The following is a 24,920-nucleotide window of genomic DNA, read 5'->3' as shown; positions in this document are numbered from 1 at the left end:
AATCTTGTTTATTTACACACGACCTTGCAAAGGAATGATCGTCACCGTTTCACCGGCTTTTACAGTGTCTACCGCTGGTGAAATCTCGATTAGACAGTTTGCTTCGCTCATTGAACGTAGAATACCTGAACCTTGCTTACCGGTTGTTTTTACTTCAAGCACGCCTGATTCGTTCATTGAAAACACACCACGACTGAATTCAGTACGGCCTTGGCGTGAGCGCAGTTGTTCTGTCGCTACCGCATTCGCTTTAACAGGTGTCCAGTTGGTTTGGCCTTGTAGCTTGCGGATTGCAGGTTCTACAAAGTTAATGAACGACACCATCACGGCTACTGGGTTGCCAGGTAAACCGAAGAAAGGTTTGTCTTCAATTTTGCCGTAAGCAAGAGGGCGACCTGGACGCATGTTGATACGCCAGAAGTTAATCTCACCCAACTTATCTAACGCGAGTTTGATGTAATCAGCATCACCAACAGACACGCCACCTGAAGTCAGAACCATATCGGTCTCTAACGACGCAGCATGAAGTACATCCATCATCTTTTGTTCGTCATCTTCGATAATGCCGTAATCAACGATGTCGCAACCTAGCTTTTGAAGCATGCCGATGATAGTGAAACGGTTCGAGTCGTAGATAGAGTTTGGCTTTTGCTCAACGCCCGGTGCCTGAACTTCATCACCCGTTGAGAACACACCCACCTTCACTTTACGCAGAACAGGGCAGGTACCGAAACCTAACGACGCCATCATACCCATTTCTGGTGCTTCGATGCGTGTGCCACATGTAAAGACAGGTTGGCCAATTTCTAAATCTTCACCGGCCATACGGACATTTTGTCCAACTGAGATTTTCGCATCTGGGAAGCTAACTTTATCGCCACCTTGCACGGCTTGCTCACGCATCACAACAACATCAACGCCATCTGGCATTGGTGCACCCGTCATGATCTTAACAGCTTCACCTTGTTGAACGGTTTTGTCGTAGCTGTGACCAGCCATAACTTCAGCAACAATGTTGTAGCTATCCAATTCAAGATCTTCACTACGAATCGCGTAGCCATCCATTGCAGAATTAGTATTCTGTGGGACGTTGATTGGCGAGATCACATCTTCAGCCAACACACGACCGTAGCCTTGCAGTAATTCAACACTCTCTGTGAGATCAAGCGCGTCAATGCTATCAACAATCTTTTGTTGGCCCTGAGTTACGGTTAAACCTGCTGGAGAGAACGAATCACAACACACCGCGGGCGCTGCGTCTTTTGAAGATGAGCATGACGCTGCTTTGCCTGTTGTAGAGGAAAGGTCAAAGGACTGCGCGTAATCGATGATGAAATCACGAATCGCTTCTAAGTCGCTGATCGCCATTTGTGGAAGGTCAGATTCAACGTGGCTGTCTGCAGCAATCGCAATAATGTTGTTATCGTTTGGATACAACCAAGGTTTGCCCACTTCATCTCGGTGCAGCTCGATTTTAGGGAAAGCAATGTTCTTACAGCCTTCAACCAAAATCAGATCAAGTGTGTTGGTATCAAAGCGAGTCAACAGGTAATCAAAATCGGCTTCCGCTTCTGGAGTCTCAGTCATCATCACGTGACGGTTTCGAGAAGCTATCAGCATTTGATTTGCGCCCGCTTTGCGTAAACGGTAGCTGTCTTTACCCGGCTTATCGACATCGAAATCGTGGTGGGCGTGCTTAAGAACACCGACTTTTAAACCCGCATTAGTCAGCAGAGGCAGCAACGCTTCAAGTACGGTTGTTTTGCCTGTGCCACTGTAAGCAGCAAAGCCCAATAGAGGAAGGTTAGGGCGTTGTTTCGAATCTTTCATTATTGAAGCGTTCCAAATTGGGTGAGTTCTTCTGGCGTATTGAGATTAACAAAGCAGTTAGGAGAATCGCTAAAATCGACATATTCCGTGACACACTCTTTGTACAGCAAGATAATTTTACGATCACCACGTTCCAAAAACGCTTCTAGCTTTGGCAGAACACGTTTGTGGAATAGGGTGAATACTGGTTGCTTAAATTCGCCATCATGCGCGACAAGAATGTCGCTGTCTTCTTTTACCGCAGAACAAAAACGTTCAACAAGGTCGTCACTGATCTGTGGGCTGTCGCAAGGGACAAAGCCGACCCAATCTGTGCTCGCGTTTTTAAGGCCAGCATGAATGCCGCCCAATGGGCCTGGATAGTCAGGGAAAGAATCGGAAACAACCGGTGCAAATGCTTGGTAACTGTCTAAGTTACGGTTAGCATTGATAGTGATGCTGACATCTTGTTGTGACAGCTTGTTTATAACGTATTGAATAAGCGGAGAACCGTTGAGTTCAACGAGTCCTTTATCTTTTCCGCCCATGCGGCTGGCTTGTCCGCCAGCCAAAATAACCCAACTAGTTTGCGTTGGAAGCAGCATAAATATTCTCTTGTGCTTTGTTCTTTTTAATAACTTGCAGAAGCGGTGATTCGCTCAAAGTGTTGTCCTTGATCCACCACTGCTTCTTACACAAATCGGTTAACGCGTTAGTTTGGTGACTTGTAATGACTAAACTCGCGCCTCTCTGAAGAAGATCTTCGGCCATAATCACCAATCTTTCAATAGATTCTTTGTCTAAAGAAGCACTTGGTTCATCCATAAGCAAGATTGAAGGCTTAAGAATCCAAGCACGGGCCATTGCTACGCGTTGGCGCTCACCACCAGACAACACAGAAATGTGCTCATCTGCCAAGGTTTCTAAACCTACCATTCTTAATGCATTAATTATTTGAGCTCGCTTATCTTTTTGACTCTCTTTATTAAAGCGAATGCCATAAGCGACATTTTGGTACACCGAGCCATCAAAAAGGTAAGGGGTTTGGTGGAGATAGATGATGTCTTTAAATTTTAACCGAGGAAACAGGCTATGTTGCCAGCTTTGTGTCGGAGACTGAATACGGCCAGAGCTCGGCTTGATCAATCCTGATAAGATTTTAAGTAGGGTCGTTTTGCCAACGCCATTGTCCCCTTTGAGATAAATGGCATCGTTGGGGCCGATCGACAATTCGGGGATGTGGAACAAAACACGCTCTTTGTAGCGCATTGAAATTTGCTGCGTTGTTATTTTTATACTCATGACAGCGTTCCTAAGTTCTTAAATAGCCTTTTCCTCTCACACTGGAAAGGAAAAAGTTAAGGGCTAATGCCAATGCTAATAACACCATACCGAGGGCGACGCCTTGAGCGAATGCGCCTTTGTGGCTTTCCATGGCGATAGCTGTTGGGATGTTTCTTGTCATCCCCATAATGTTGCCACCGACCATCATTGAACAACCTACTTCTGTGACGATACGAGAGAAGGCAGCAATGGTTGCAGCCAATAGAGGGAAACGAGTTTCCCAAATCAAGGTACACGCGACTCGTGTTGTTGATACGCCAAGAGTGCGCGCTGTTTCTACTGCTCGGCGGTCACTGGCCTGCAGAGCGCCATGCATCATCGCAACTAGGATAGGGAAACAGATCAGCATCTGACCTAAAATCATCGCCTTTTGCGTGAACAGTAATTGCCAATCACCTAAAGGACCAGAACGAGAGAGCATCATGTACATCAACAAGCCAATTACCACAGTCGGTATCGCTTGTAAGGTGTTGATCACCGAAAGCAGCGCCCATTTACCGGGGAATTCGGTGTAAGCCAATAAGAAAGCCATAAGGATTGCAGGAACAATCACTAATGAGATGGCGGACAAAGATACACTGAAGGATACCGCGACGATTTGCCACAATTCGTGGTCAAAACTCACCAGTAGATTCATTGCATCAATCGTTGTTTGCCATAGGGTCATGAAGTATCTCGTTTGAATCGATAATAGGCTTTTATCGGTAGTGTCTGATGTTAATCATAGCTGACACAAACTATTTGAGCCTGTATTGGTCAGCTATTGTTTCTAAGCGTGAATGCCTTTAAAGCAAGACGGTTTTTAAACGTGATTGTTTAGGTGGTCTCGTTGACTGTTTAGTTAAGCGTAGCGCTAGTTGGTTAGGGTTAAACCTTCAACGCTACGCTTTACTCACAACCCACGACTCATTTCTTACAACAAGCTATTCTGCGCTTGCAACAAACTATTCTGCGTTTGCAACAAACAGCTGTTTGCCGTGCAGTTTAAAGTCGTTGATCAGTTTCTGGCCTTTAGGGTTAACCAACCAATCACTGAATACTTTCGCTGCTTGGTAATTGATGCTTGGGTAGCGTTCTGGGTTAACAAGAATCACTTGGTAAGGGTTAAATAGGTTCTTGTCGCCTTGGAACAACACTTTAAGGTCAAGTTTGTTTTGGTAAGCCAACCAAGTACCACGGTCTGTCATGGTGTAGCCTTGCATTTCAGACGCCATGTTCAGAGTAGGACCCATTCCTTGACCAACGCTGCGATAGCCGCCAAAGTTTGGCTCCATCTTAGTTTGTGCCCAAATACCCATCTCTTTCTTATGAGTACCAGAGTCGTCCCCACGAGAAACAAACGTCACGTTGTTGTTCGCGATTGCTTTGAACACATCAGCTACTGCTTTTTGAGATTCAATCTTCGCAGGGTCGCTTTGTGGGCCAACGATAACAAAATCGTTGTACATCAGCTTACGAGGTAAAACGCCGTAACCTTTTTCAACGAAGTTCGCTTCAGCTTTTGGTGCGTGAGTCATTACCAAATCAACATCACCGTTTTCACCCATGCGAAGTGATTTACCCGTACCCGCAGCGAGAACATCAACCTTAATACCAGAATCCTTTTCGAACTCAGGCAATAAGTAGTCCAGTAAGCCTGAGTGGTAGGTACTTGTGGTTGTCGCCAATTTGATATGAGTGGTGTCTTCCGCGCTGCTAGCCGTGTAACTGACGATAGATAGAGCTGCAATAGTTAGGGGAATTGCTTTCATTATTATTATGTCCATTCTGTTATAAATGAATGACATGCCTCTATTTTTAAAGGGCTCAAAGAAGGGCATGTGCATAAGACGCTAATTGTTGTAATTAGGAATCTACACCTAATAAGCAAGCTTAATGCCAATAAATAGTGCATCAAATTTCATTAAATTGCTGTTATATCGAACAAAACTGCGTCATTTAGGCTAACAAAATGCATTAAAATATGAGCTAGGACAAAATGTCGCACATTGTCCCTGTCGCACAAAAGGTTAATTGGTACACTCTGTCCCAACTTTCCCCATCGGCTAATCATTATGTCTTTACCTAGTTCACCTGCATCGAACCTCAACCCAAACACATTGACTCAATATCAAGCGTTTTCCGTCTTGGTCGTGGACGATGAAGTAGGGATGCAGGCTATTCTAAAGAAGGCTCTGGGTAAGTTCTTTGGCAAGGTATCGAGTGCAGGATCCGTTGAAGAAGCTGAAATACTGCGTTCGAGCGAACATTTTGATCTCATTGTTCTTGATATCAACCTGCCAGGACGCTCTGGTATTGAGTGGGAAGAAGCGTTTAACGACAACGACAAACGTGCTGATGTTATTTTCATGACTGGCTATGCTGATCTAGAGATGACCATATCCGCGCTTAAGCTTGGCGCTTCAGACTTCATTCTTAAACCTTTCAATTTGGAACAAATGATACAAGCTGTACTACGTTGTATGGATAAGCGCCTTGATCAAAGAATGCAATACGCATTGAAGCGTGATGTTAGCCGTCATATCAAGACCGAGTTAATCGGTAACTCAGATAAAACCAAACAGCTTAAATTGCTGATCAGTCAATTTGCACCCTCTCGAGCATCCGTTCTTATAGAAGGTGAGTCAGGTACAGGTAAAGAGCTAGTTGCACGTGGTGTACATGAAGCGAGTAAACGCACAGGCCCATTTGTGCCAATCAACTGTGGCGCAATCGCCCCAGAACTTCTTGAAAGTGAACTATTCGGGCATACCTCTGGCGCATTTACCGGCGCGAAGAAAAACCGTGAAGGTCTATTCAGAGTCGCAAGTGGTGGCACCTTGTTCCTCGACGAAATTGGGGAAATGCCACTACCAATGCAAGCAGCGTTGTTGCGTGTGTTAGAGCAACGCACTATTCGTCCAGTCGGTAGCGAGAAAGAAATTGCCGTTGACGTACGAGTAGTGGCGGCGACTAACCGAAACCTTCAACAAGAGGTCGAAAAAGGGCACTTCCGTCGCGATCTATTCTACCGACTCAATGTCCTTAAAATCGATGTTGTGCCATTGAGAGAGCGTCCATCCGATCTAATAGAGCTTGTTCCGTATTTCACTCGTCTTTTAGCAAGTGAACTTAGTGTACCGGTTCCAAACTGGGCGCATGAAGACATCTTGGCGATGAATGAATACGAATGGCCGGGAAATATTCGCGAACTCAAGAACCTAGTCGAAAGGTGCATTCTTTTAGACAAGCCACCAGCGCACTATTGGCGCGAAATTAATGGCGATCCTGCGCCCACCAGTATTTCAGTGACGGTGTCACATGGAGCGGAAATACCAAACTTGAATAACGTAGACGCTGCAGAAGGTTACCCCAACACTTGGACACTCAAAGAAGTAGAGAAATCTCATATCGAGCAACTGGTGAGTTTTCATGATGGTAATAAATCCGCAGCTGCAAGAGACCTCGGCGTTGCACGGAAAACGCTAGAGCGTAAATATAAAGATTGGAACACAGAAGGCTCTGAATATGCCGATTAGACGTCATTGGTGGTCAAAGTGGACGTTCCGGTTCAAAACCATGGTGCGTTATCGTCTGTTATTTTTGACGTCAGCGCCGATCATTTTAACTTTATGCGCTTTGGTTGCGATCACTTTGTATTGGTCTGTTCACTATACGTGGCAGGGGGCTTTGATCGATGTTGATGAGCGTTTGGATGTTGCCGACAACAGTATCCATCTAATTCAAAATCAACAGGCCTATAACGTTCAAGCATTCGCTGAGTCTTATAACTTTCGAATCAAACTTACGAGTGATATTTCAAAGGAAGAGCTCACTCGTTGGGTTTCTGAAAACAAATCTCGCTATGAGCTCGACTTTTTGCGTTGGAGAAGTGTTGAGAGCATGGGGAAAAAGCGTGAATACCTCGATCTGACACGCAAAGAATCGTTCTTTAGTGTATTGAGCCAAAATGAACTCAACGAGTTAGACCAAAACCTTGCAAGGCAAGCCGAAGTCCCAATGCTCAATAGTCAAAATGTTGAAACTCGGGGTTTAGTTAGCCGTACCGTTGTGTCGATTCGTGACAAGAATGATCACGTGATTGGTTTTCTTGATGGCGGGATCCTACTTAATAACAGCACACAGTTGGTTGATCAGATCAGCAATCTCATTTATCCGCAACGCGAGGGCTTTAACCGCCGCATAGGTACCGTCACTGTGTTTCTTGATGACCTACGTGTCAGCACTAATGTGCCATTAAGCAGTGAAGACAGCGCAGGGCGCGCAATTGGTACTCGCGTTTCTCATGAGGTTCATTCAAAAGTATTGAATCAAGGGCAAAAGTGGTTAGACCGAGCATATGTTTACGACGCTTGGTACATCACCGCTTATCAACCAATCCACGACCAGTTTGATAACGTTATTGGCATGCTTTATACCGGCTATCTAATCTGGCCACTCGTAGAGACGTATCTGACTAACCTTGGTGAAATCAGCATCACCATCATATTACTGCTGTTAGCTTCAGGTTTGATCGTACACCGTGGTGCACGCGATCTTTTCAACCCAATTGAACGCATCCATAAAGTTGTAAAACTCGTCCAAATGGGGCAAGACAAGCGAATCGGTACGTTGGGTTTGGATGATCAACACGAACTTACGTTGCTTGCGAAACAGTTCGACAAAATGTTAGATCTGCTCCACGAGCGTAATCAAGAGATTCAACAAGCTGCGTCTGAACTCGAATGTAAGGTTCATTCTCGTACCGCCAGTTTGAAAGAGAAAACGGAAGAACTCGAACTGCATATCCAGCTTCTCAACCAAGCTAGAGATAAGCTGGTGGTCAACGAGAAATTAGCCGCATTAGGTGAGTTAACCGCAGGTATTGCCCATGAGATTAATAACCCAACGGCGGTGATTCTTGGCAATGTTGAACTAATGAAGTTTGAACTTGGCGATGAAGTGGGCCGTGTAGACGAAGAAGTCCACGCGATCATGGAGCAGATCGACCGAATCCGAAACATCACACGAAGCTTACTTCAATACAGCCGACACGGTGGTGTACAAGACGAAATCACTTGGCAACATATCAATCCAATTGTCGATGAAAGTATTACGCTCGTAAAAACAGGCGCAAAAAAGAAAGGTATTGTGTATGTCTCGCAATTGAATGCTAAAACCTCAGTCGAAGTGAACCGAAACCAATTGCTGCAAATTCTAGTGAACCTGCAAATGAACGCGATTCACGCGATGGACGGACAGGGCACGTTGACCATCTCAAGTGAAGACTGGGTTGAAAATGGTGTGTCTCATGGTGCGATTGTTCATGTTGAAGATGAGGGCTGTGGTATTAAGGAAGAACAACTGAAACGTATTTTCTCTCCTTTCTATACCACCAAAAGAGACGGCACAGGCTTAGGTTTGTCCGTTTCTCAAAGTATTTTGAGCCAAACGGGCGGCGAAATACGAGTTGAATCCGAAGTAGGTAAAGGAAGTCGCTTTAGTATCTATCTTCAGCAAAAAGCCACACCGCAGTTGTTGGTGTCTAACCTTTAATCAAAGTTTGAACCACAAAGACATAAAAAACACCTCCGCACTTAAGGCAAGTTCGGAGGTGTTTTTATTTATGGCTAATCATTTGAAATGAATACAAGCCATTTCAAACGGTTAGGAGAGTCCAAAACATGAAAAGCGTTAAGCCTAATGCGCTGCCACTGAAATTTTCGGTGGGTTGATGTTGTGCTTCTTAAACTCTTTCATCACACGCAGGGTAATGTCGGTTTCAAACAACTTCTCATACGCCGTGTCGACGACATAAGCCTTACACGTCAACTGTATCGCTAGGTAGTTGTCGGTAATCGTCTGTTTAACCAGAACCGTAACAGGCTTCGGCAAGTGGATGTAACGACTTGAAGACGCCGCTTCTTGAATCAAGTCTCGGGCTAGGGTGATGTCTTCATTCATACCGACATAAAATGGAATCACCACCTGCATATCCAGCGCGCCATAGTTACCACTGGTCGTTACTTCGTTTAAGAACTTGTTGTTCGGGATCGTGATGATGTCATCGTTCAGGGTTCTCATTCGAACAGAACGCAAACCAATGGTAATGATGTCGCCATAGTTACCTTCGAACGTGACGCGGTCACCAACCTGAAAGGGTCTGTCAATCATCACAGTGATGCCGGCGATAAACGATGCTGCCAAGTCTTTAAGCGCAAAGCCGACCGACACGGCGAGCGTACCACCAATCAAAGCTAAGATTTGGTCGTTGATTCTAAAGCTCATCATGAACACGATAAGACCGGTGCTCACGTAGATAAAGAACTGAGTAAACGATTGCAGTTTTTGTAGCAGCATTCGATATTGCACGAACTGACTACCAAAACTGGTCACTAACGAATTGATGAACTTAAGCAACAACCACATTGCGGCAATAACGATCATGGAGAAGAACACGCCGCTCCATCGCACCAAGCTCGCTATCTTAGAGATGTTTTCTACGTTGGCTAACTCTTCCGTCGCAAAGGTCGGGAAACTGACAGCACTTGCCAAGCCAACAAATAGTAGGATAAATAACTTCTTCATTTTACTTCACCAGTAGATGTTGACGATCAAGAACGTTAGTAATGTGGCGGAACCAGTGCTCGGAAATTCGAGCCTTTTCTTCATGCCAACCAATATAACCACGGCTTTCAAAGTAACGCAGAATCCCCGTTATCTCTGCCGTGCTCAGCTGTGTACATTCAGACAACACTTCCGGCGAAGCGATTTCCAGTTGCACGATAGAACGAAGTACAGCCAACATAGGTTTCGGCATATTCTCTAGTTCCTGCGCTTCAGGGACATGGAATAAACGTACTACCGCTTGATCGGTCTCTTTATTTCGGTTCAAAGAGAGTCGGAAGAAACGCAGCGCAACGGTAGGGTTGCCATCAGAGTAGTGCCACAAAATTCGATAGAAACCTTGGCGTGCACGTTCTTCTTCACTCATATCATCTTGGTCCCATTGCTTAGGGACCACTAAGCCATCAAAAGACAGCGGCTTCTCAAGCTCCGTATTGATACGGCTATTTAGAAGTTCACCCACTTGTTTCTCTGTCCAACGCGGAAGGAAGCACACCAAATCAAACAGCAGACGCTCACCACGCGCTCTATCCACAAATCGCCAACTTGATTTGGCGATCGATATCACGACACGGTGGTTCTTTTTAGAACGACGCAGAAGGTTGGTCAAACGAATCAAATCAGACAGACCGCCAACCATTGGTTTCACCAGTCGTTGAGCGTTATCTATCGCGATAAGGTAAGTGGTATTGCTCTTACGAAGGTGCGCTAATATTTGAATTTCAGTTGCTTCTTCTTCCAAGCCAATGCTCACGGCTAAATGCGCTAAGAGCTCTTGGTAACCCGCGTAAGGGCAGCTTACATATACGGGCTCAGCGTTAGATACTTTGTGCAGCAAGGTATAAAGCAGCGTTGTCGCGCCCACACCACGCTCACCTGAAACAATACAGATAGCCGGGCTGTCTGACATCAAGTAGCGAGACAGTTGCTTAACCTCGTCACCGGCATAGTCAATTAACGTGCTGTCTATATTACCTGGCAGAATGTATTCATAGGTTTGATCGCCTTTGATTCGAACCAAGTTTTGCTGATTCTTATCGAGATCTGACTGCTTAGCCACTTCGATTCTAAAGAGATACGCCAAAGCTTGGCTAAACAGCGTGTAGTTAGACAGAAGGGCCATAATTCGGTGTTGGAAGTTGTAAACGCTCAGCCACACGATACCAATGGCTGTCGCCAATATATTAAGTAACAACGTATCCTTACGGTTTACTGCCCAATTCACCCAAACCGGACGATCAGAGATGTGTTGAAGTGTATCGAAGACCTTCGCTCTCCATAATCGGAGTACTGAAACCGTAACCAATACAAACCAGAAAAACAGAGCACTATATATCCAACTATAAATCGTGCCTTTGCCTAGCGTAATACTTGATATTTGCAGAATCACACCCGCCACGATGAAGCTCCACACGTAACGGCGGATAGTCGATAGGCGCAGCGCGATCACTTCTTGATTGGATGTACGACCCAAACGGTAGGCAAATTCCAAAATAAAGCTGATGGCAATCGAACCACCTAGAATCCACCACGTGAAGATCTCCAGGAAAATCAAATGTTGCAGACTAGGGATACTAGAAAGCACTCTCAATGACAATGTGATGGCAATTAGCCAAGCAATCGCACTTTCAGCGCGGCTGATGTACCAAATGACACGAATCAGAAAAGGAGGGGTCGTTTTCGCTTCAAGAAAGTTAATTCGAAACAACTCAATTAAGCGAGTGCTGTTAGCAAGCCACCACACTAAACCGAAATAGATGAACAACACTTTTAACGACGCACCAATCACAGGCACGGGCGAAATAAAGATATCGTTAACTAACGCCTTGAAGCTTCGGATTTGGAAGTATGCAAGATACTCAATATTGAGCTTAGTTAATTCCCATTCTTGCTTAAACTGGGTAACACCATAAGGGCCAAAACCGGTTAAGCGCTCTTTGTTCGCAGAGTTCGTCTGTTCTAGAAGATGTTGTTTACTGACGTTTAAGCTATTCAAAGTGACGTAACTGGTTTGAACCTCAAACCATTGAATGACGTCGTTGTTATCTCTATAAGCTTTTATCTGTTGCTCGAAGATTTTGATTTCCTGCTTTTGAACTCGCAGAACTTCAGCTAACAAGATATTGACTTGGCGTCGGTCCGACGACTCCATAAAGAGGGGATCGGGTAACGAATCAATTCGAGCATCGAGGTCAACAGCAGAATCGGATACCTGCGGCTGAGATTGTAAGTCATATTCCAAGTTGGCATGACTAGGCCATGAGAGAATGGCTAAAGTGAGGAGTAAGAAGCGCGATAGTGAACGCATAAAAGTCTCTTAGAATTATGAGGTTAGGATTACTATAGTTAGATAATCTTACTTTGTGAAATCCAACCCCGTATCGGGGGCGAGTACTTTATTCCTGTTTCGATCGATTTTGTCATGAAATTGTCAGGGATTAGGCTAGTCTTGGCTATGTCTGTGCCTGCTTTGATCGGGTTGGTTTTACTGTAACTAATCAGCATACGATATATCCAATGGTCGGCATGATTTGGGACGTTATATCTCTCCCATTTTAGGGCGCCGTTTGATATTTTGTTTTCCCTGAAAATCAGCGGCTTTTCGTCGATAAATAGAAAATCAAAAGTGTGAGTCAGCTCAAACTATGATTTGGTTGGGTTATCACTCACTTAATAGCGGGTAATTGCAATCAAGACTTGCAGTTAAAGCCCCGAACAAGTAACGTTGCGGCGTTTTTCACATTAAAAAGGTAACGGCATTGATCTCCACAGCAAATATCACCCAACAATTCGGCGCTAAGCCACTTTTCGAAAATATTTCAGTTAAGTTCGGCGAAGGCAACCGCTACGGTTTAATCGGCGCGAATGGCTGTGGTAAATCGACGTTCATGAAGATCCTATCTGGTGAACTTGAGCCAAGTGCTGGTAACGTAAGCTATGATCCAAACGAGCGCGTAGCTAAACTAAACCAAGACCAATTTGCTTACGAAGAATTCACGGTAATCGACACGGTTATCATGGGTCACAAAGAGCTTTGGGCTATTAAGCAAGAGCGTGACCGCATTTACTCTTTGCCTGAAATGAGCGAAGAAGACGGCATGAAGGTAGCTGATCTTGAAGTTCAGTTCGCTGAAATGGACGGTTACATGGCAGAAGCGAAAGCGGGTGAGCTTCTTCTTGCGGTAGGTATTGAAGAATCTATGCACTTCGGTCTAATGAGCGAAGTAGCACCAGGTTGGAAACTTCGTGTTCTATTGTCTCAAGTACTGTTTGCAGACCCGCATATCATGCTTCTTGACGAACCAACGAACAACCTGGACATGGACACCATCAAGTGGTTGGAAGATACGCTAAACCAACGTAACTGCACAATGATCATCATTTCGCACGACCGTCACTTCCTAAACTCTGTTTGTACACACATGGCTGACCTTGATTACGGCGAACTTCGTCTATTCCCTGGTAACTACGATGAGTACATGACAGCTGCGACACAAGCTCGTGAGCGTCTACTGTCTGACAACGCTAAGAAGAAAGCACAAATTGCTGAACTTCAAACGTTCGTATCTCGTTTCTCTGCTAACGCATCTAAAGCGAAGCAAGCAACGTCTCGTGCTAAGCAGATCGATAAGATTCAACTAGACGAAGTTAAAGCATCTAGCCGTCAAAACCCATTCATCCGTTTTGAACAGTCTAAAGAGCTATTCCGTAACGCACTTGTGGTTGAAAACCTATCTCAAGGTTTTGAAGAAGACCTATACAACAAGTTCGACGGTATTTTCGAAGTAGGTGAGCGTGTTGCTATCATCGGTGAGAACGGTGTGGGTAAAACAACGCTACTTAACACACTAGCTGGCGCTCTTGAGCCACGTACTGGTGAGTACAAGTGGTCTGAAAACTCAAACATCGGTTACTACGCTCAAGATCACGCACACGATTTCGAAACAGACATGAACTTGTTTGATTGGATGAGCCAATGGCGCCAAGAAGGCGAAGACGAGCAGGTTGTTCGTGGTTTTCTAGGTCGTATGTTGTTTGGTCAAGACGACATTAAGAAATCTGTAAAGGTTATCTCTGGTGGTGAACAAGGTCGTATGCTTCTTGGTAAGATCATGATGCACAAGCCAAACATCCTGCTTATGGATGAACCAACGAACCACATGGATATGGAATCTATCGAAGCGCTTAACTTGGCTCTTGAGAACTACAAAGGCACATTGTTCTTCGTATCTCACGACCGTGTGTTCGTAGACTCGCTTGCAACTCGTATCCTTGAAATCAAAGATGGCAAGATCAACGATTTCCGCGGTACTTACGCTGAGTTCTTGAAAGCACGCGGCTAAGCTTTAAGTTAGCCTTAGTTTTCAACTCAATGCGTTGGAAACTAAGGCATAAGCTATAAACCGAAAATTAAAAATTAAAAACGCCGTCATACTGAAAAGCATGACGGCGTTTTTGTATCTTGTATCTAGCTAAGTTTCTATGTATCTATCCTTGAAGGGTCACTAACTCTTTACATCAGAACTTTACAATTAGAAGCGGTTAGTGAATCTCCAATCGAACCTACGCTTTTTTCCGACTGCTGATTATTCACCTTTCACATCAAATTCAATCTTCTCTGCGCCAGTGAACACTTGGAAACGCAGGCCTTTAGCGCGAGCAATGGTTGTGATACCAAATTGCTGAGCCAAATCTAAACCCATTTGCGTTACGCCTGAACGTGATAACAGAACAGGAATACCCATCTGCGCCACTTTGATGACCATTTCAGAAGTCAGGCGGCCAGTAGTGTAAAAAATCTTATCTTCACCAGACTCTTTGTTAAGCCACATCTCACCAGCCAACGTATCTACCGCATTGTGACGGCCAACATCTTCAACAAACGATAGAACCTTGTCGTCTTTGCAAACTGCGCAACCATGTACCGCGCCAGCTTTCTTGTAGGTGTCGTTGTAATGAGTCAGTGCTTCTAGAGCGGTGTAAATTTCAGATTGCTTAATCTTGGTCTGAGGCACTTGGTAATCTTCCAACTGCTTCATCACGTTACCAAACATGGTGCCCTGACCACAGCCAGAGGTCACCGTCTTCTTCTTAAGCGCTTGCTCAAGCTGGCTCGTATCTTCATTGGTAATGACCGCTGCAGAGCTGGTTTCCCAATCGATGATGATAGATTCAACCGCTTCAGGGTCAGAAAGGAAGCTTTGGTTCTTCAAATACCCCAAGACTAAGGATTCAGGGCGTGAGCCGAGCGTCATCAGGGTTACGATCTCTTTCCAGTTCAACATGACGGTAAGAGGGCGTTCGCAAGCGATCTGTTTGGTTAGCTTCTCACCATATTCATCAAACACTTCAACTTCGATTGTTTGAAGTGGGTTTTCACTAGTTTTTATTATGTTTGGTTTTACCACAGTCACGTCCTACTTAATGAGATAGCGATTTTAAGAGATAAGAAGTTAACAAGAGGGTCTAACGCCGATCTTGTTCATCGATTCTTTAACTCATACTTAAAGCAAATCTTATTCCAAAATAACGGGGATTGATGGAAACATGAAGCATTAGATTAAAATAGCGCAAAATATGAGAGTTCACCGAGTGGAGTTGTCTGAATTTACGTGTATCGACTACCGTTATAGATACGACTCAATAACGAAAGTCATCATGTAAGATGGTAAAAGTTAACGTGTATTGGCGTGTTTATTGCTTTATAGCGCTTATAGGATTGAGCTAAGTACAAAATGTCCTAAGCACATTCAGGCCAAAGAAAATCAATTGGGTGAAGTATGTCTGAGATAAAAGAATTCAAAGAACAATATGAAAAAACAGAAGCAGCTTGGCCAATAGGTGTCCAAAGAATAGAGAAAGAGATCAAAACAGGTATCTGGGTAACCACTCAATGGGAATTGAAGGGGTTTGAATTGTCACCAGAAGATGACGCCCCAGACGTTTGTTTACTTCAATTACATAAAGATGAACGTACAGACTATCGATTCAACCTAAGCTCTCAGCAACCTAAGCTTTTCTTAGTAATGGATAATGTCGATTCTGATGTTAAGCCCGTCATTCAGTTACTTACTGCCTCACAAACCGTTGCAGGGCAATACATGGACGGTGACAACCAAGTACTTTCCTACGACATTCCTTTGCCCGTACAGGCTTGGATGGAAGCGTTCATCGGTCGTCATGGCGAGTTATTAGAAACAAGACGTAAGAAACGCAAAGGCGCGGGAAGATCAAATGGCAACTAACTTCTTTAGCCGTTGGTCTCAACGAAAGCTTGATGAATCCACTGACGAACCTTTGGAAGTAGAGCAAACATTGGAAGTACCAGCACTCACTCCCTCTGATTCTTCAACTTCTGAGATTTCGCCTGCTGATCTTTCGTTTGAAATGGAAGCAGCAGCGCCTCAGTCTTTAGAAAGTGAAGCTTCAGAAACCAATGAAGACGTTCATGTTGCTGACGTTCAAGATCCCGCACCAGAAGCCACTGAAGACTTGTCTGTTGCTCAATTATTGGTATCAGAAGCTTCAGAAAGCGTAAAAAAAGCCGCATTGCGTAAACTATTCCTCTCAGAAGAGTTCAACGTTCGTGATGGTTTAGATGATTACGACGACGATTACAGCAATTTGAAGTCTCTGTCTGAAGGAGTTGCAGAAACTCTTCGCGATTGGGTAAAAGACAAGACAGAAGAAGACACAGTAAACGAACCTGAACAAGCCGCTGATAATGAAGAAGAAACTTTGATTGATGAGGTTGATGACTCTATTAATGAAGCCGAAGAGACCGAGTCAGAATTCAGTGAAAGTGACGAAATTGCGGGGGAAGAAAAAGGACTGTATAAAAACACAGCGTTAGATAATGACGCTACAATGTCAGACGAAGCTGACCTGACAGAGATGGGACAAAATATACCACACAAATAATAGGTACATTTTGACTAAACACTCAATGAACCGCTTGCGACAAAATGTCCCAAGCGGTTTTTTTATACGTACAATAAACGCCACAAAGCATTAAAGCACTGATATATAAGAATTATTAAATTGGCATGGCATTTGCTAAATAACGTTCATTATCAACTTTTTTGTAGATAGACGAGTTCAGGGTCTAACGAATGGCACACTAGCTAAAGAGTTAGTTGTTAACGGATTACTCAGCAAGTTCTCTATCGCTTACTACAATGAAGGTTGAACAGATTATCCATGTCCATAGATGGAACTGAGCAATGCTTAAACAATTATTAGAACAAGCAACTTCAAATAACGCTAAAGCAAGACTGTATGCATTTGAAAATACAGTAGAGTTAACAAATCTGATTCCACCTACTGTTAGCTACGAAAGCGGCGGTAATACACTTGTTATTGGTCCAACTGCGATCATTGAAAGTGCTGCGGCGCAATTACCTCAATTAACGAGCTTAACCTTGTTGTCAACAGACGGCGAAAAGGGCACAAACCCAGAACTGTACTTCGCGAATTCGGTTCAAGTATCGGGTTTCCTCGGCACGTTTGAAGTCGTGATTGAGAGTAAAGGCACATCAAGCAACTTGGCAAAAGTGGCTATTAATCACGATTGTTTCGATGTGGTTTTAGACCTTTGTCTGAATAGTTGCATGACTGAAGAAGTACCTGTTCCTGGGTATTACCCAGTAGGGCGCGGTTATCCAAAACTGGCTGAAGCACTGGAAGAGATTCCAACGCTAATGGGCACGTTCGATAAGCCTAAGTTCTTCCGTCTAGACACTGACCTTTGTGCACACAGTTCTCGTGGCGTAAAAGGCTGTGAGCGTTGTGTTGATGCTTGTCCTGCTGGCGCACTATCAAGTGAAGGCTCAGATAAGACAGGTCACAAGATCGAGATTAACCCTTACCTATGCCAGGGCGTTGGGACTTGTGCAACAAGCTGTCCTACAGAAGCGATTACCTATGCGCTTCCAAATCCTGACGATACGCAAAAGTTCATTGAACGTACGCTAGCCAACTATGAACATGCGGGCGGTCTGGATCCAATCGTACTTATCTGTAGCTCTCGTCATGAGACCTACAATGTGATGGCGTTAAAAGCATTGCCAGATAACGTGATTCCAATCGTAGTTGAAGAGCTGCCTTCTATTGGTATTGATACTTGGTTTGCAGCGCTAGTGAATGGCGCAACTCAAGTTCTGTTTGCTGCTTCTCGTTTTATGCCAGAAACCATCATTCGTGTTCTGAATAACGAAGTCGGGATTGCTCAAGAGTTGCTCGACCAAATCGGTGTTCCAAAAGAAACCATCGATATCCTGTATTTAGAATCTCTACGTGAAGGGCCTCCAACACTGTGTGTTGATTCGTTCGATCTTGCACTTGGCGATCTTCAAGGCAATAAACGCCAACGCCTATTCACAGCACTTGACGCGATGTCTTCATCTCGTATTCCTGTTGAAAACATTGTTGAGCTCCCTTCGAATGCGCCATACGGCACGGTTTCGTGTGAAAGCAAAGATTGTACTTTGTGTATGAGCTGTGTGGCTGTGTGTCCAACACGTGCGCTGCATACCGATGGTGCCTCTCCATCACTTAAGTTTGTAGAGCAAGACTGTATTCAATGTGGTCTGTGTGAAAAGGCATGTCCTGAGAATGTTCTTACTCTGACTCCTCGTATGAATTGGGTGAAAGAAGAACGTCAGAAGGCTGTTGTGATTCATGAAGAGAAAGCAGCGGAATGTTTACGTTGTCATAAACCATTCGCACCGCAGTCTATGATTGACATGTTACAGAACAAGTTACGCGGTCACTCTCATTTTTCAGATGAAACTGCGATTAATCGTATTGCGATGTGTGAAGACTGTCGTGTGGTGGACATGTTCGATTCAATGGCTCAAGACCCATTGAAACAATTGAAATACTAGGAGTTGGCCTTGGATACTAATTTGGATCAGGCACAAGAGCCTGAGCTCGTAAAAGAATTAAAGCAAGAACAGACACTAAGAACTGAAATCTATCTGGTTCTTTCTGCATTGTTTCGTAGCGCACCTTCTGAAGAGGTGATCAACTTTCTCAAGACGCTAGACATTGAAGCGTCTGAGAGTGCGATGCAAAAGGCTTGGATTGCGATTCAACAAGCCGCAACCGAATCAAACCGCGAAGCACTAGAAGATGAGTATCAGAATCTTTTCATTGGCATTGGCCGCGGAGAGATTGTTCCATTTGGCTCTTGGCATAGAACTGGCGCCATGATGGAAAAACCATTAGCAGAGATTCGTCATGACCTAGAACTTTTAGGCATTGAACGTGATGATCAAGTGAAAGAACCAGAAGATCATATTGCTGCATTGTGTGAAGTAATGGCGATGCTAACCGGCGAAGAAGAAGCGCTTCAACAAGCCGTTTTCAATAAGCACCTTGGTCCTTGGTTTAACTCTTTTACGCGTCAGCTTGAAAGTGCAGAAAGTACGAACTTCTACAAATCAGCAGCACAGCTATGTGAAGCATTCTTAACGTTGGAGCAGGTTCGTTTCAGCGTGAATACAAAAAGCAGTAAACACAAATTAAAGATTGATGTGAAAAACGTCACTGATTACGAGTAATCGAGCAGTACGCGATTATATCGATAGAGGGGCATGAAGCCTCCAAAAAGATCTACCGCAAGGTAAGGAAGCAATGATGAAAGATAACAAAGAAATAGATACAAGCCGTAGAGACTTACTCAAAGGTTTAACGACTGCAGCCGTTGCTGGTGCCGTTGTCGCTGGTACAACGAAAGTGGCAACTGCTTCAGAAACGGTTGAAATGCCGAAAGAAGATGTGAAGAAGACGGGCTATCGTGAAACGCAACATATTCGCGATTACTACGACACACTTTAGGAGATAACGGATGAAACTTGTCAAACGCTCCGATAGTGTGAGCAAAGAAACCAATCAGCTAGGCGTGTCTAGACGTGCCTTCATGAAAAATACTTCATTGGCTGCTGGTGGCGCAGTAGTAGGCGCAAGTCTATTCGCACCGGGCATGATGAAGAAAGCACAGGCTAAATCTGTCGATCCAGAAGCGAAAACAGAAGTGAAACGTACTATCTGTTCTCACTGTTCTGTGGGTTGTGGTATCTACGCTGAAGTTCAAAATGGCGTATGGACAGGTCAAGAACCTGCATTCGATCACCCATTTAATGCTGGTGGACACTGTGCGAAAGGTGCAGCACTGCGTGAGCATGGCCACGGTGAACGTCGTCTTAAGTACCCAATGAAATTGGAAGGCGGTAAGTGGAAGAAGCTTTCTTGGGAACAAGCGATTGAAGAGATCGGTAACAAGGCGCTAGAACTTCGTAAGGAATCTGGCCCTGATTCAGTTTACTTCCTAGGTAGTGCAAAACACAGTAACGAGCAAGCTTACGCATTCCGTAAAATGGCGTCGCTTTGGGGCACGAACAACGTTGACCACCAAGCGCGCATTTGTCACTCAACCACAGTAGCCGGTGTTGCAAACACTTGGGGTTACGGTGCGATGACAAACTCGTTCAATGACATGCACAACTGTAAATCGATGCTGTTCATTGGTTCAAACCCTGCAGAAGCTCACCCAGTAGCAATGCAGCACATCCTAATCGCGAAAGAGAAGAACAACTGTAAGATCGTTGTAGCGGATCCTCGTCGTACGCGTACTGCTGCGAAATCTGACCACTATGTTTCTCTACGCCCGGGTTCAGACGTTGCGTTTATCTGGGGTGTGCTATGGCATGTCTTTGCTAATAAGTGGGAAGACAAAGAATTCATCCGCCAACGTGTATTTGGCATGGACGAGATCCGTGAAGAAGTCGCGAAGTGGAGCCCAGCAGAAGTTGAACGCGTGACAGGCGTAAGCGAAGAAGACGTTTACCACACAGCAAAACTTCTTTCTGAGAACCGTCCAGGTTGTATCGTTTGGTGTATGGGTGGTACTCAACACACGACGGGTAACAACAACACACGAGCTTACTGTGTACTTGAGCTTGCGCTAGGTAACATCGGTAAATCAGGCGGCGGTGCAAACATCTTCCGTGGTCACGATAATGTACAAGGCGCAACTGACCTTGGCGTACTGTCTGACACACTTCCAGGTTACTACGGCTTGTCTGAAGGTTCTTGGCGCCACTGGTCTAAAGTTTGGGACATCGACTTTGACTGGGTGAAAGGACGTTTCGACGACAACGCATACGGCGGTCAAAAACCAATGAACAGTGCAGGTATTCCTGTATCTCGTTGGGTTGATGGCGTACTTGAAGACAAAGACAAGATCCGTCAGCGCGAAAACATCCGTGCCATGTTCTACTGGGGTCACGCGGTGAACTCTCAGACTCGTGGTCCAGAGATGAAGAAGGCGATGCAGAAGCTGGATATGATGGTTATCGTTGACCCATATCCAACAGTTGCAGCAGTGATGAACGATCGCACAGATGGCGTTTACTTGCTTCCAGCAACCACTCAATTTGAAACCTACGGCAGCGTAACGGCATCAAACCGTTCTCTACAGTGGCGTGACAAGGTGGTTGATCCTCTGTTCGAATCTAAGCCTGACCACGAAATCATGTACCTTCTTTCTAAGAAGCTTGGTTTCTCTGATCAGCTGTTCAAAAACATCCGTGTTGAGAACAACCAACCATTGATTGAAGACATCACACGTGAATTCAACAAAGGTATGTGGACGATCGGCTATACAGGTCAAAGCCCAGAACGTTTGAAAGAACACCAACAAAACTGGCACACGTTCCACAAAACAACGCTTGCTGCAGAAGGCGGCCCAGCGAATGGCGAGACTTACGGTCTTCCTTGGCCATGCTGGGGCAACCCAGAGATGAAACACCCAGGTACGCATATCCTTTACGATACGTCTAAACCTGTTGCTGAGGGCGGCGGTAACTTCCGTACTCGTTTCGGTGTCGAATTTGAAGGTCAAAGTCTATTGGCTGAAGACAGCTACTCAAAAGGCAGCGAAATCAAAGACGGTTACCCAGAATTCAGTGACAAACTGCTGAAACAACTGGGTTGGTGGGACGATCTAACCGCAGAAGAGAAAGCTTCAGCGGAAGGTAAGAACTGGAAGACTGACGTTTCTGGTGGTATCCAGCGTGTGGCTATCAAACACGGTTGTATCCCGTTTGGTAATGCGAAAGCGCGTGCGATTGTTTGGACATTCCCAGACCGCGTACCACTGCACCGTGAACCACTTTACACGCCACGTCGTGATCTTGTTGCAGACTACCCAACATGGGATGACAAGGAAGCAATCTTCCGTGTTCCTACGTTGTACAAATCAATTCAAGACCAAGACAAGTCTGCTGAATACCCAATCATTCTGACTTCTGGTCGTCTGGTTGAGTACGAAGGTGGTGGTGAAGAAACACGTTCAAACCCATGGCTAGCTGAACTTCAACAAGAGATGTTTGTTGAAGTGAACCCGAAAGACGCAAACGACATTGGCTTCAAAGATGGCGATGATGTTTGGGTTGAAGGTGCTGAGAAAGGCCGCATCAAGGTGAAAGCGATGGTTACTCGTCGTGTTAAACCGGGTTTAGCGTTCTTGCCGTTCCACTTCGGTGGTAAGTTTGAAGGTGAAGACTTACGTTCTAAATACCCAGAAGGCTCTGATCCTTACGTTATTGGCGAAGCTGCCAATACAGCAACCACATATGGTTACGACCCTGTCACGTTGATGCAGGAAACGAAAGTAACCCTTTGTAATATTCGTAAAGCGTAAGGAGTCTTAAAATGGCTAGAATGAAATTTCTTTGTGACACCAAACGTTGTATCGAATGTAACGGTTGTGTCACTGCATGTAAGAACGAAAATGATGATGCTCTGGAATGGGGTATTCAACGTCGCCGCGTTGTGACACTGAACGATGGTGAACCGGGTGAAAACTCTATCTCAGTCGCATGTATGCACTGTACTGATGCCCCTTGTATGGCAGTTTGCCCAGCAGACTGTTTTGAACATACAGAAGACGGCATCGTACTTCACAATAAAGATCTGTGTATCGGTTGTGGTTACTGCTTGTTTGCTTGTCCGTTTGGCGCACCTCAATTCCCTAAACAGGAAGCCTTTGGTGAGCGCGGTAAAATGGACAAATGTACCTTCTGTGCTGGCGGCCCTGAAACAGAACCTGGTTCTGTGGAAGAGCGTCAGAAGTACGGTGCGAACCGTATTGCTGAAGGCAAGCTACCAATGTGTGCTTCGCTTTGTTCAACAAAAGCGCTGCTTGCAGGTGATGCTGAGCAAGTCTCTGATATCTTCCGTCAGCGTGTTGTAGAACGCGGAGCGAAAGGTGCTGGTTGGACAGACGGCAACGACCTTTCTTACGATGCGATGAAGAGCTAGTTAGGAGAGACATATGCTTACAATGTTTAAGCGTCTCTTCCTTGTTGTGCTGCCGATGTTGGCAGCACTAGCAATGCTGTCTCCTTTGAGTCATGCATCTGAGACGAACTCATCACAAACTCAATCGAGCTCTGCTGAAAGAGAAATCACACAACTTGCTGGCGCTGATTTTTGGCGACAAGTAAGAAACGGTGAGGAAGGTTACACCACATCTCAATCTGCTGAGCACGGTGTGTTAATCAGTACGCCCGGGCAAACGTGGTACATATTGAAAGAGAAGTGGATGTCGCCAGCCGGTGCCGTCGCTATCTTTGGCAGTATTGCTTTCGTTACTCTAATGTACGTTGTGATTGGCCCATTAATGCTGAGTGCGCCAAGAACTGGCCGTAAGATCAAGCGTTGGTCTCGACTGGATCGTGCGTTGCACTGGAGCATGGCGTTTACTTTCTTAACGCTCGCGTTCAGTGGTTTGATGTTGGTTTACGGCAAGCACTTTTTGAAGCCGTATATTCCAACTGACCTTTGGGGCTTTATCGTTCTATTGGCGAAGCAATACCACAACTACATCGGCCCGATTTTCTATGTGCTATTGATGGCTGTTCTTATCAAGTGGTGGCGCAAGTCGATCTTCAAAATGGTCGATATTCAGTGGTTCATCAAACTAGGCGGCATGGTAGGGAAACACAAAGGTTCTCATCCATCGGCAGAGTTTTCGAACGCGGGTGAAAAAGCGCTATTTTGGCTGCTTATCATTATGGGTAGTGTCGCAGCGATCAGTGGCTTGGTGTTAGATTTCCCAATCTTTGGCCAAACACGACGTGATATGGAGCTTTCGAACTTAGTTCACATGCTTGCTGCTCTGATCCTTATCTGTGGTTTTGTGTTCCACATCTATATTGGCTTGTTCGGTATGGAAGGCGCACTAGAAGGTATGGTAACAGGCGAAGTCGATGAAACCTGGGCTAAAGAACACCATGACCTTTGGTACAAAGAAGTTATGGAACAAGAGAAAAACGGCGTTGAACAAAGCGCTAACGTAGCAACAGAGAAAATGGAAGGGGTGAATAAGAATGAACAAACCTCATAAGGGTATTTGGGTTGCTTACATCCTAAGCTGCTTTACACCATTTACTTGTCTTCTCTCTGGTGTGATTGCCATTATCTACGCGGGCTATCGTTTAGATAAAGGCGAAGACGGCGAAGTAGTGGATACCCATTACTACGGCTTGATTCGCTCGTTCTTCTTGAACCTGACGTTTTTTGTTGTGCTTATCGTTACGGTAGCGACCTCTAACGGCGTGTTGATCGGTGTGAACGATTACTGGTATCAAAACCATATTATCGATGACATCGCTTACTACATTCCATATGTGGGCATGGTATTTGGTGGTGTGGCGATTGTGGTGTGGTTTATTCGTATGTATCAAGGCATGCAGCGTTTAAGTCAAAACCTACCGCAAAACCCGACAACAGGTCCAAACCTTTAAGCGTTTATATGTAAGCCGTTCGGGTTACCAAACTCGATAATAGCTCCTTTGCGATGAGTTAACTGTAATCAGCGAAAGACCTTAAAAGCCCTGTGATTCATTTCACTGGGCTTTTTGTCGTTTGGGCGCTAGGTAACTGATCTAATGCCTTATATTGACCGCATCAATATGGTGCAATTCCCACAATTGGTGCAATCAGTTATCGAATGTTTTCTCTCTCTGAGAACCAATAAAGTGCACCTAAGAAATTAACCACAAAGAATCAATAACTTAAAACCAAACTCTGTTGCACGTTTTTTGCGTAACCAAGTTGGAACGCATCTTGCGTTTACTGTTGAGTCTTTAATT

General features: G+C 44.9%; 20 protein-coding genes. 12 read left to right on the top strand and 8 right to left on the bottom strand.

Annotation, left to right across the window (positions count from 1 at the left end; translation table 11 throughout):
• Nucleotides 1-12 precede the first annotated feature (12 nt).
• From AB6C75_RS07140 to AB6C75_RS07120, 5 genes are all read right to left on the bottom strand, one after another.
• Nucleotides 13-1,830, bottom strand: coding sequence for a bifunctional molybdopterin-guanine dinucleotide biosynthesis adaptor protein MobB/molybdopterin molybdotransferase MoeA (locus AB6C75_RS07140; RefSeq protein ID WP_372107470.1), 1,818 nt, complete (start codon nucleotides 1,828-1,830; stop codon nucleotides 13-15).
• Nucleotides 1,830-2,414, bottom strand: a complete 585-nt coding sequence (gene mobA, locus AB6C75_RS07135) for a molybdenum cofactor guanylyltransferase MobA (protein ID WP_004733776.1) — start codon at nucleotides 2,412-2,414, stop codon at nucleotides 1,830-1,832. The genes AB6C75_RS07140 and mobA overlap by 1 nt, the downstream gene beginning before the upstream one ends.
• Nucleotides 2,392-3,111 (bottom strand): energy-coupling factor ABC transporter ATP-binding protein, encoded by a 720-nt coding sequence (locus tag AB6C75_RS07130; protein WP_122047283.1) that lies wholly within the window; start codon nucleotides 3,109-3,111, stop codon nucleotides 2,392-2,394. Before AB6C75_RS07130 ends, mobA begins: the two co-directional genes overlap by 23 nt.
• A 10-nt stretch (nucleotides 3,112-3,121) precedes the next feature.
• Nucleotides 3,122-3,820, bottom strand: a complete 699-nt coding sequence (locus AB6C75_RS07125) for an ABC transporter permease (RefSeq protein WP_009846742.1) — start codon at nucleotides 3,818-3,820, stop codon at nucleotides 3,122-3,124.
• A 277-nt stretch (nucleotides 3,821-4,097) separates the two neighbouring features.
• Nucleotides 4,098-4,904 (bottom strand): substrate-binding domain-containing protein, encoded by an 807-nt coding sequence (locus tag AB6C75_RS07120; protein WP_009846741.1) that lies wholly within the window; start codon nucleotides 4,902-4,904, stop codon nucleotides 4,098-4,100.
• Between the two features lie 303 nt (nucleotides 4,905-5,207).
• Here AB6C75_RS07120 and AB6C75_RS07115 point away from each other — a divergent pair, with 303 nt between their 5' ends.
• Both AB6C75_RS07115 and AB6C75_RS07110 read left to right on the top strand, forming a co-directional pair.
• Nucleotides 5,208-6,671 carry a sigma-54 dependent transcriptional regulator gene (locus AB6C75_RS07115; protein WP_009846740.1) on the top strand — a complete coding sequence of 488 codons (1,464 nt, stop codon included), beginning with the start codon at nucleotides 5,208-5,210 and terminating at the stop codon, nucleotides 6,669-6,671.
• Entirely contained in the window at nucleotides 6,661-8,688 is a 2,028-nt protein-coding gene (locus AB6C75_RS07110; RefSeq protein WP_372107469.1) for a cache domain-containing protein, read from the top strand. The genes AB6C75_RS07115 and AB6C75_RS07110 overlap by 11 nt, the downstream gene beginning before the upstream one ends.
• Before the next feature lie 144 nt (nucleotides 8,689-8,832).
• Here the strand turns inward: AB6C75_RS07110 and AB6C75_RS07105 are convergent, their stop codons facing one another.
• Nucleotides 8,833-9,720: a mechanosensitive ion channel family protein gene (locus AB6C75_RS07105; protein ID WP_009846738.1), complete on the bottom strand. Its 888-nt coding sequence runs from the start codon at nucleotides 9,718-9,720 to the stop codon at nucleotides 8,833-8,835.
• A gap of 1 nt (nucleotide 9,721) precedes the next feature.
• Nucleotides 9,722-12,067, bottom strand: a complete 2,346-nt coding sequence (locus AB6C75_RS07100; protein WP_372107468.1) for an ATP-binding protein — start codon at nucleotides 12,065-12,067, stop codon at nucleotides 9,722-9,724.
• A gap of 451 nt (nucleotides 12,068-12,518) precedes the next feature.
• Here AB6C75_RS07100 and AB6C75_RS07095 point away from each other — a divergent pair, with 451 nt between their 5' ends.
• Entirely contained in the window at nucleotides 12,519-14,102 is a 1,584-nt protein-coding gene (locus AB6C75_RS07095; protein WP_009846736.1) for an ABC-F family ATPase, read from the top strand.
• A 243-nt stretch (nucleotides 14,103-14,345) separates the two neighbouring features.
• Here the strand turns inward: AB6C75_RS07095 and fdhD are convergent, their stop codons facing one another.
• Complete coding sequence (fdhD, locus tag AB6C75_RS07090; protein WP_009846735.1) at nucleotides 14,346-15,167, bottom strand: formate dehydrogenase accessory sulfurtransferase FdhD; 822 nt, start codon at nucleotides 15,165-15,167, stop codon at nucleotides 14,346-14,348.
• 372 nt (nucleotides 15,168-15,539) lie between these two features.
• Between fdhD and AB6C75_RS07085 the strand changes: the two genes are divergently transcribed.
• From AB6C75_RS07085 to AB6C75_RS07045, 9 genes are all read left to right on the top strand, one after another.
• Nucleotides 15,540-16,004: a DUF3305 domain-containing protein gene (locus AB6C75_RS07085; protein WP_009846734.1), complete on the top strand. Its 465-nt coding sequence runs from the start codon at nucleotides 15,540-15,542 to the stop codon at nucleotides 16,002-16,004.
• Nucleotides 15,994-16,680 (top strand): DUF3306 domain-containing protein, encoded by a 687-nt coding sequence (locus tag AB6C75_RS07080; protein ID WP_372107467.1) that lies wholly within the window; start codon nucleotides 15,994-15,996, stop codon nucleotides 16,678-16,680. Before AB6C75_RS07085 ends, AB6C75_RS07080 begins: the two co-directional genes overlap by 11 nt.
• Nucleotides 16,681-16,982: 302 nt before the next feature.
• Nucleotides 16,983-18,644, top strand: coding sequence for a 4Fe-4S dicluster domain-containing protein (locus AB6C75_RS07075; RefSeq protein ID WP_009846732.1), 1,662 nt, complete (start codon nucleotides 16,983-16,985; stop codon nucleotides 18,642-18,644).
• Between the two features lie 9 nt (nucleotides 18,645-18,653).
• Complete coding sequence (locus AB6C75_RS07070) at nucleotides 18,654-19,322, top strand: molecular chaperone (RefSeq protein ID WP_372107466.1); 669 nt, start codon at nucleotides 18,654-18,656, stop codon at nucleotides 19,320-19,322.
• Between the two features lie 76 nt (nucleotides 19,323-19,398).
• A complete protein-coding gene (locus AB6C75_RS07065) occupies nucleotides 19,399-19,599 on the top strand; it encodes a twin-arginine translocation signal domain-containing protein (RefSeq protein WP_029222953.1) in 201 nt (66 codons plus the stop codon).
• 10 nt (nucleotides 19,600-19,609) lie between these two features.
• Nucleotides 19,610-22,465: a formate dehydrogenase subunit alpha gene (locus AB6C75_RS07060; protein ID WP_009846730.1), complete on the top strand. Its 2,856-nt coding sequence runs from the start codon at nucleotides 19,610-19,612 to the stop codon at nucleotides 22,463-22,465.
• Between the two features lie 11 nt (nucleotides 22,466-22,476).
• A complete protein-coding gene (gene fdh3B / locus AB6C75_RS07055) occupies nucleotides 22,477-23,085 on the top strand; it encodes a formate dehydrogenase FDH3 subunit beta (protein WP_010440854.1) in 609 nt (202 codons plus the stop codon).
• Nucleotides 23,086-23,098: 13 nt separating this feature from the next.
• Nucleotides 23,099-24,172 (top strand): formate dehydrogenase subunit gamma, encoded by a 1,074-nt coding sequence (locus tag AB6C75_RS07050; protein WP_372107465.1) that lies wholly within the window; start codon nucleotides 23,099-23,101, stop codon nucleotides 24,170-24,172.
• Entirely contained in the window at nucleotides 24,156-24,572 is a 417-nt protein-coding gene (locus tag AB6C75_RS07045) for a hypothetical protein (RefSeq protein ID WP_009846728.1), read from the top strand. Before AB6C75_RS07050 ends, AB6C75_RS07045 begins: the two co-directional genes overlap by 17 nt.
• Nucleotides 24,573-24,920: the final 348 nt, after the last annotated feature.

Source organism: Vibrio sp. 10N.237.312.B06 (assembly GCF_041464685.1).
Lineage (GTDB): Bacteria > Pseudomonadota > Gammaproteobacteria > Enterobacterales > Vibrionaceae > Vibrio > Vibrio tasmaniensis_A.
The sequence above is the reverse complement of the archived record's forward strand: the minus strand, read 5'-3'. Positions and strand labels throughout refer to the sequence as shown.

What these genes read in the sequence shown, in the direction of transcription:
- AB6C75_RS07045 (WP_009846728.1), top strand. Translation starts at nt 24,156, where the DNA reads ATGAACAAACCTCATAAGGGTATTTGGGTTGCTTACATCCTAAGCTGC.
- AB6C75_RS07115 (WP_009846740.1), top strand. Translation starts at nt 5,208, where the DNA reads ATGTCTTTACCTAGTTCACCTGCATCGAACCTCAACCCAAACACATTG.
- AB6C75_RS07105 (WP_009846738.1), bottom strand. Translation starts at nt 9,720, where the DNA reads ATGAAGAAGTTATTTATCCTACTATTTGTTGGCTTGGCAAGTGCTGTC.
- mobA (WP_004733776.1), bottom strand. Translation starts at nt 2,414, where the DNA reads ATGCTGCTTCCAACGCAAACTAGTTGGGTTATTTTGGCTGGCGGACAA.
- AB6C75_RS07130 (WP_122047283.1), bottom strand. Translation starts at nt 3,111, where the DNA reads ATGAGTATAAAAATAACAACGCAGCAAATTTCAATGCGCTACAAAGAG.
- fdh3B (WP_010440854.1), top strand. Translation starts at nt 22,477, where the DNA reads ATGGCTAGAATGAAATTTCTTTGTGACACCAAACGTTGTATCGAATGT.
- AB6C75_RS07125 (WP_009846742.1), bottom strand. Translation starts at nt 3,820, where the DNA reads ATGACCCTATGGCAAACAACGATTGATGCAATGAATCTACTGGTGAGT.
- AB6C75_RS07075 (WP_009846732.1), top strand. Translation starts at nt 16,983, where the DNA reads ATGCTTAAACAATTATTAGAACAAGCAACTTCAAATAACGCTAAAGCA.
- AB6C75_RS07140 (WP_372107470.1), bottom strand. Translation starts at nt 1,830, where the DNA reads ATGAAAGATTCGAAACAACGCCCTAACCTTCCTCTATTGGGCTTTGCT.
- AB6C75_RS07065 (WP_029222953.1), top strand. Translation starts at nt 19,399, where the DNA reads ATGAAAGATAACAAAGAAATAGATACAAGCCGTAGAGACTTACTCAAA.
- AB6C75_RS07085 (WP_009846734.1), top strand. Translation starts at nt 15,540, where the DNA reads ATGTCTGAGATAAAAGAATTCAAAGAACAATATGAAAAAACAGAAGCA.
- AB6C75_RS07100 (WP_372107468.1), bottom strand. Translation starts at nt 12,067, where the DNA reads ATGCGTTCACTATCGCGCTTCTTACTCCTCACTTTAGCCATTCTCTCA.
- AB6C75_RS07060 (WP_009846730.1), top strand. Translation starts at nt 19,610, where the DNA reads ATGAAACTTGTCAAACGCTCCGATAGTGTGAGCAAAGAAACCAATCAG.
- AB6C75_RS07120 (WP_009846741.1), bottom strand. Translation starts at nt 4,904, where the DNA reads ATGAAAGCAATTCCCCTAACTATTGCAGCTCTATCTATCGTCAGTTAC.
- AB6C75_RS07110 (WP_372107469.1), top strand. Translation starts at nt 6,661, where the DNA reads ATGCCGATTAGACGTCATTGGTGGTCAAAGTGGACGTTCCGGTTCAAA.
- AB6C75_RS07050 (WP_372107465.1), top strand. Translation starts at nt 23,099, where the DNA reads ATGCTTACAATGTTTAAGCGTCTCTTCCTTGTTGTGCTGCCGATGTTG.
- AB6C75_RS07080 (WP_372107467.1), top strand. Translation starts at nt 15,994, where the DNA reads ATGGCAACTAACTTCTTTAGCCGTTGGTCTCAACGAAAGCTTGATGAA.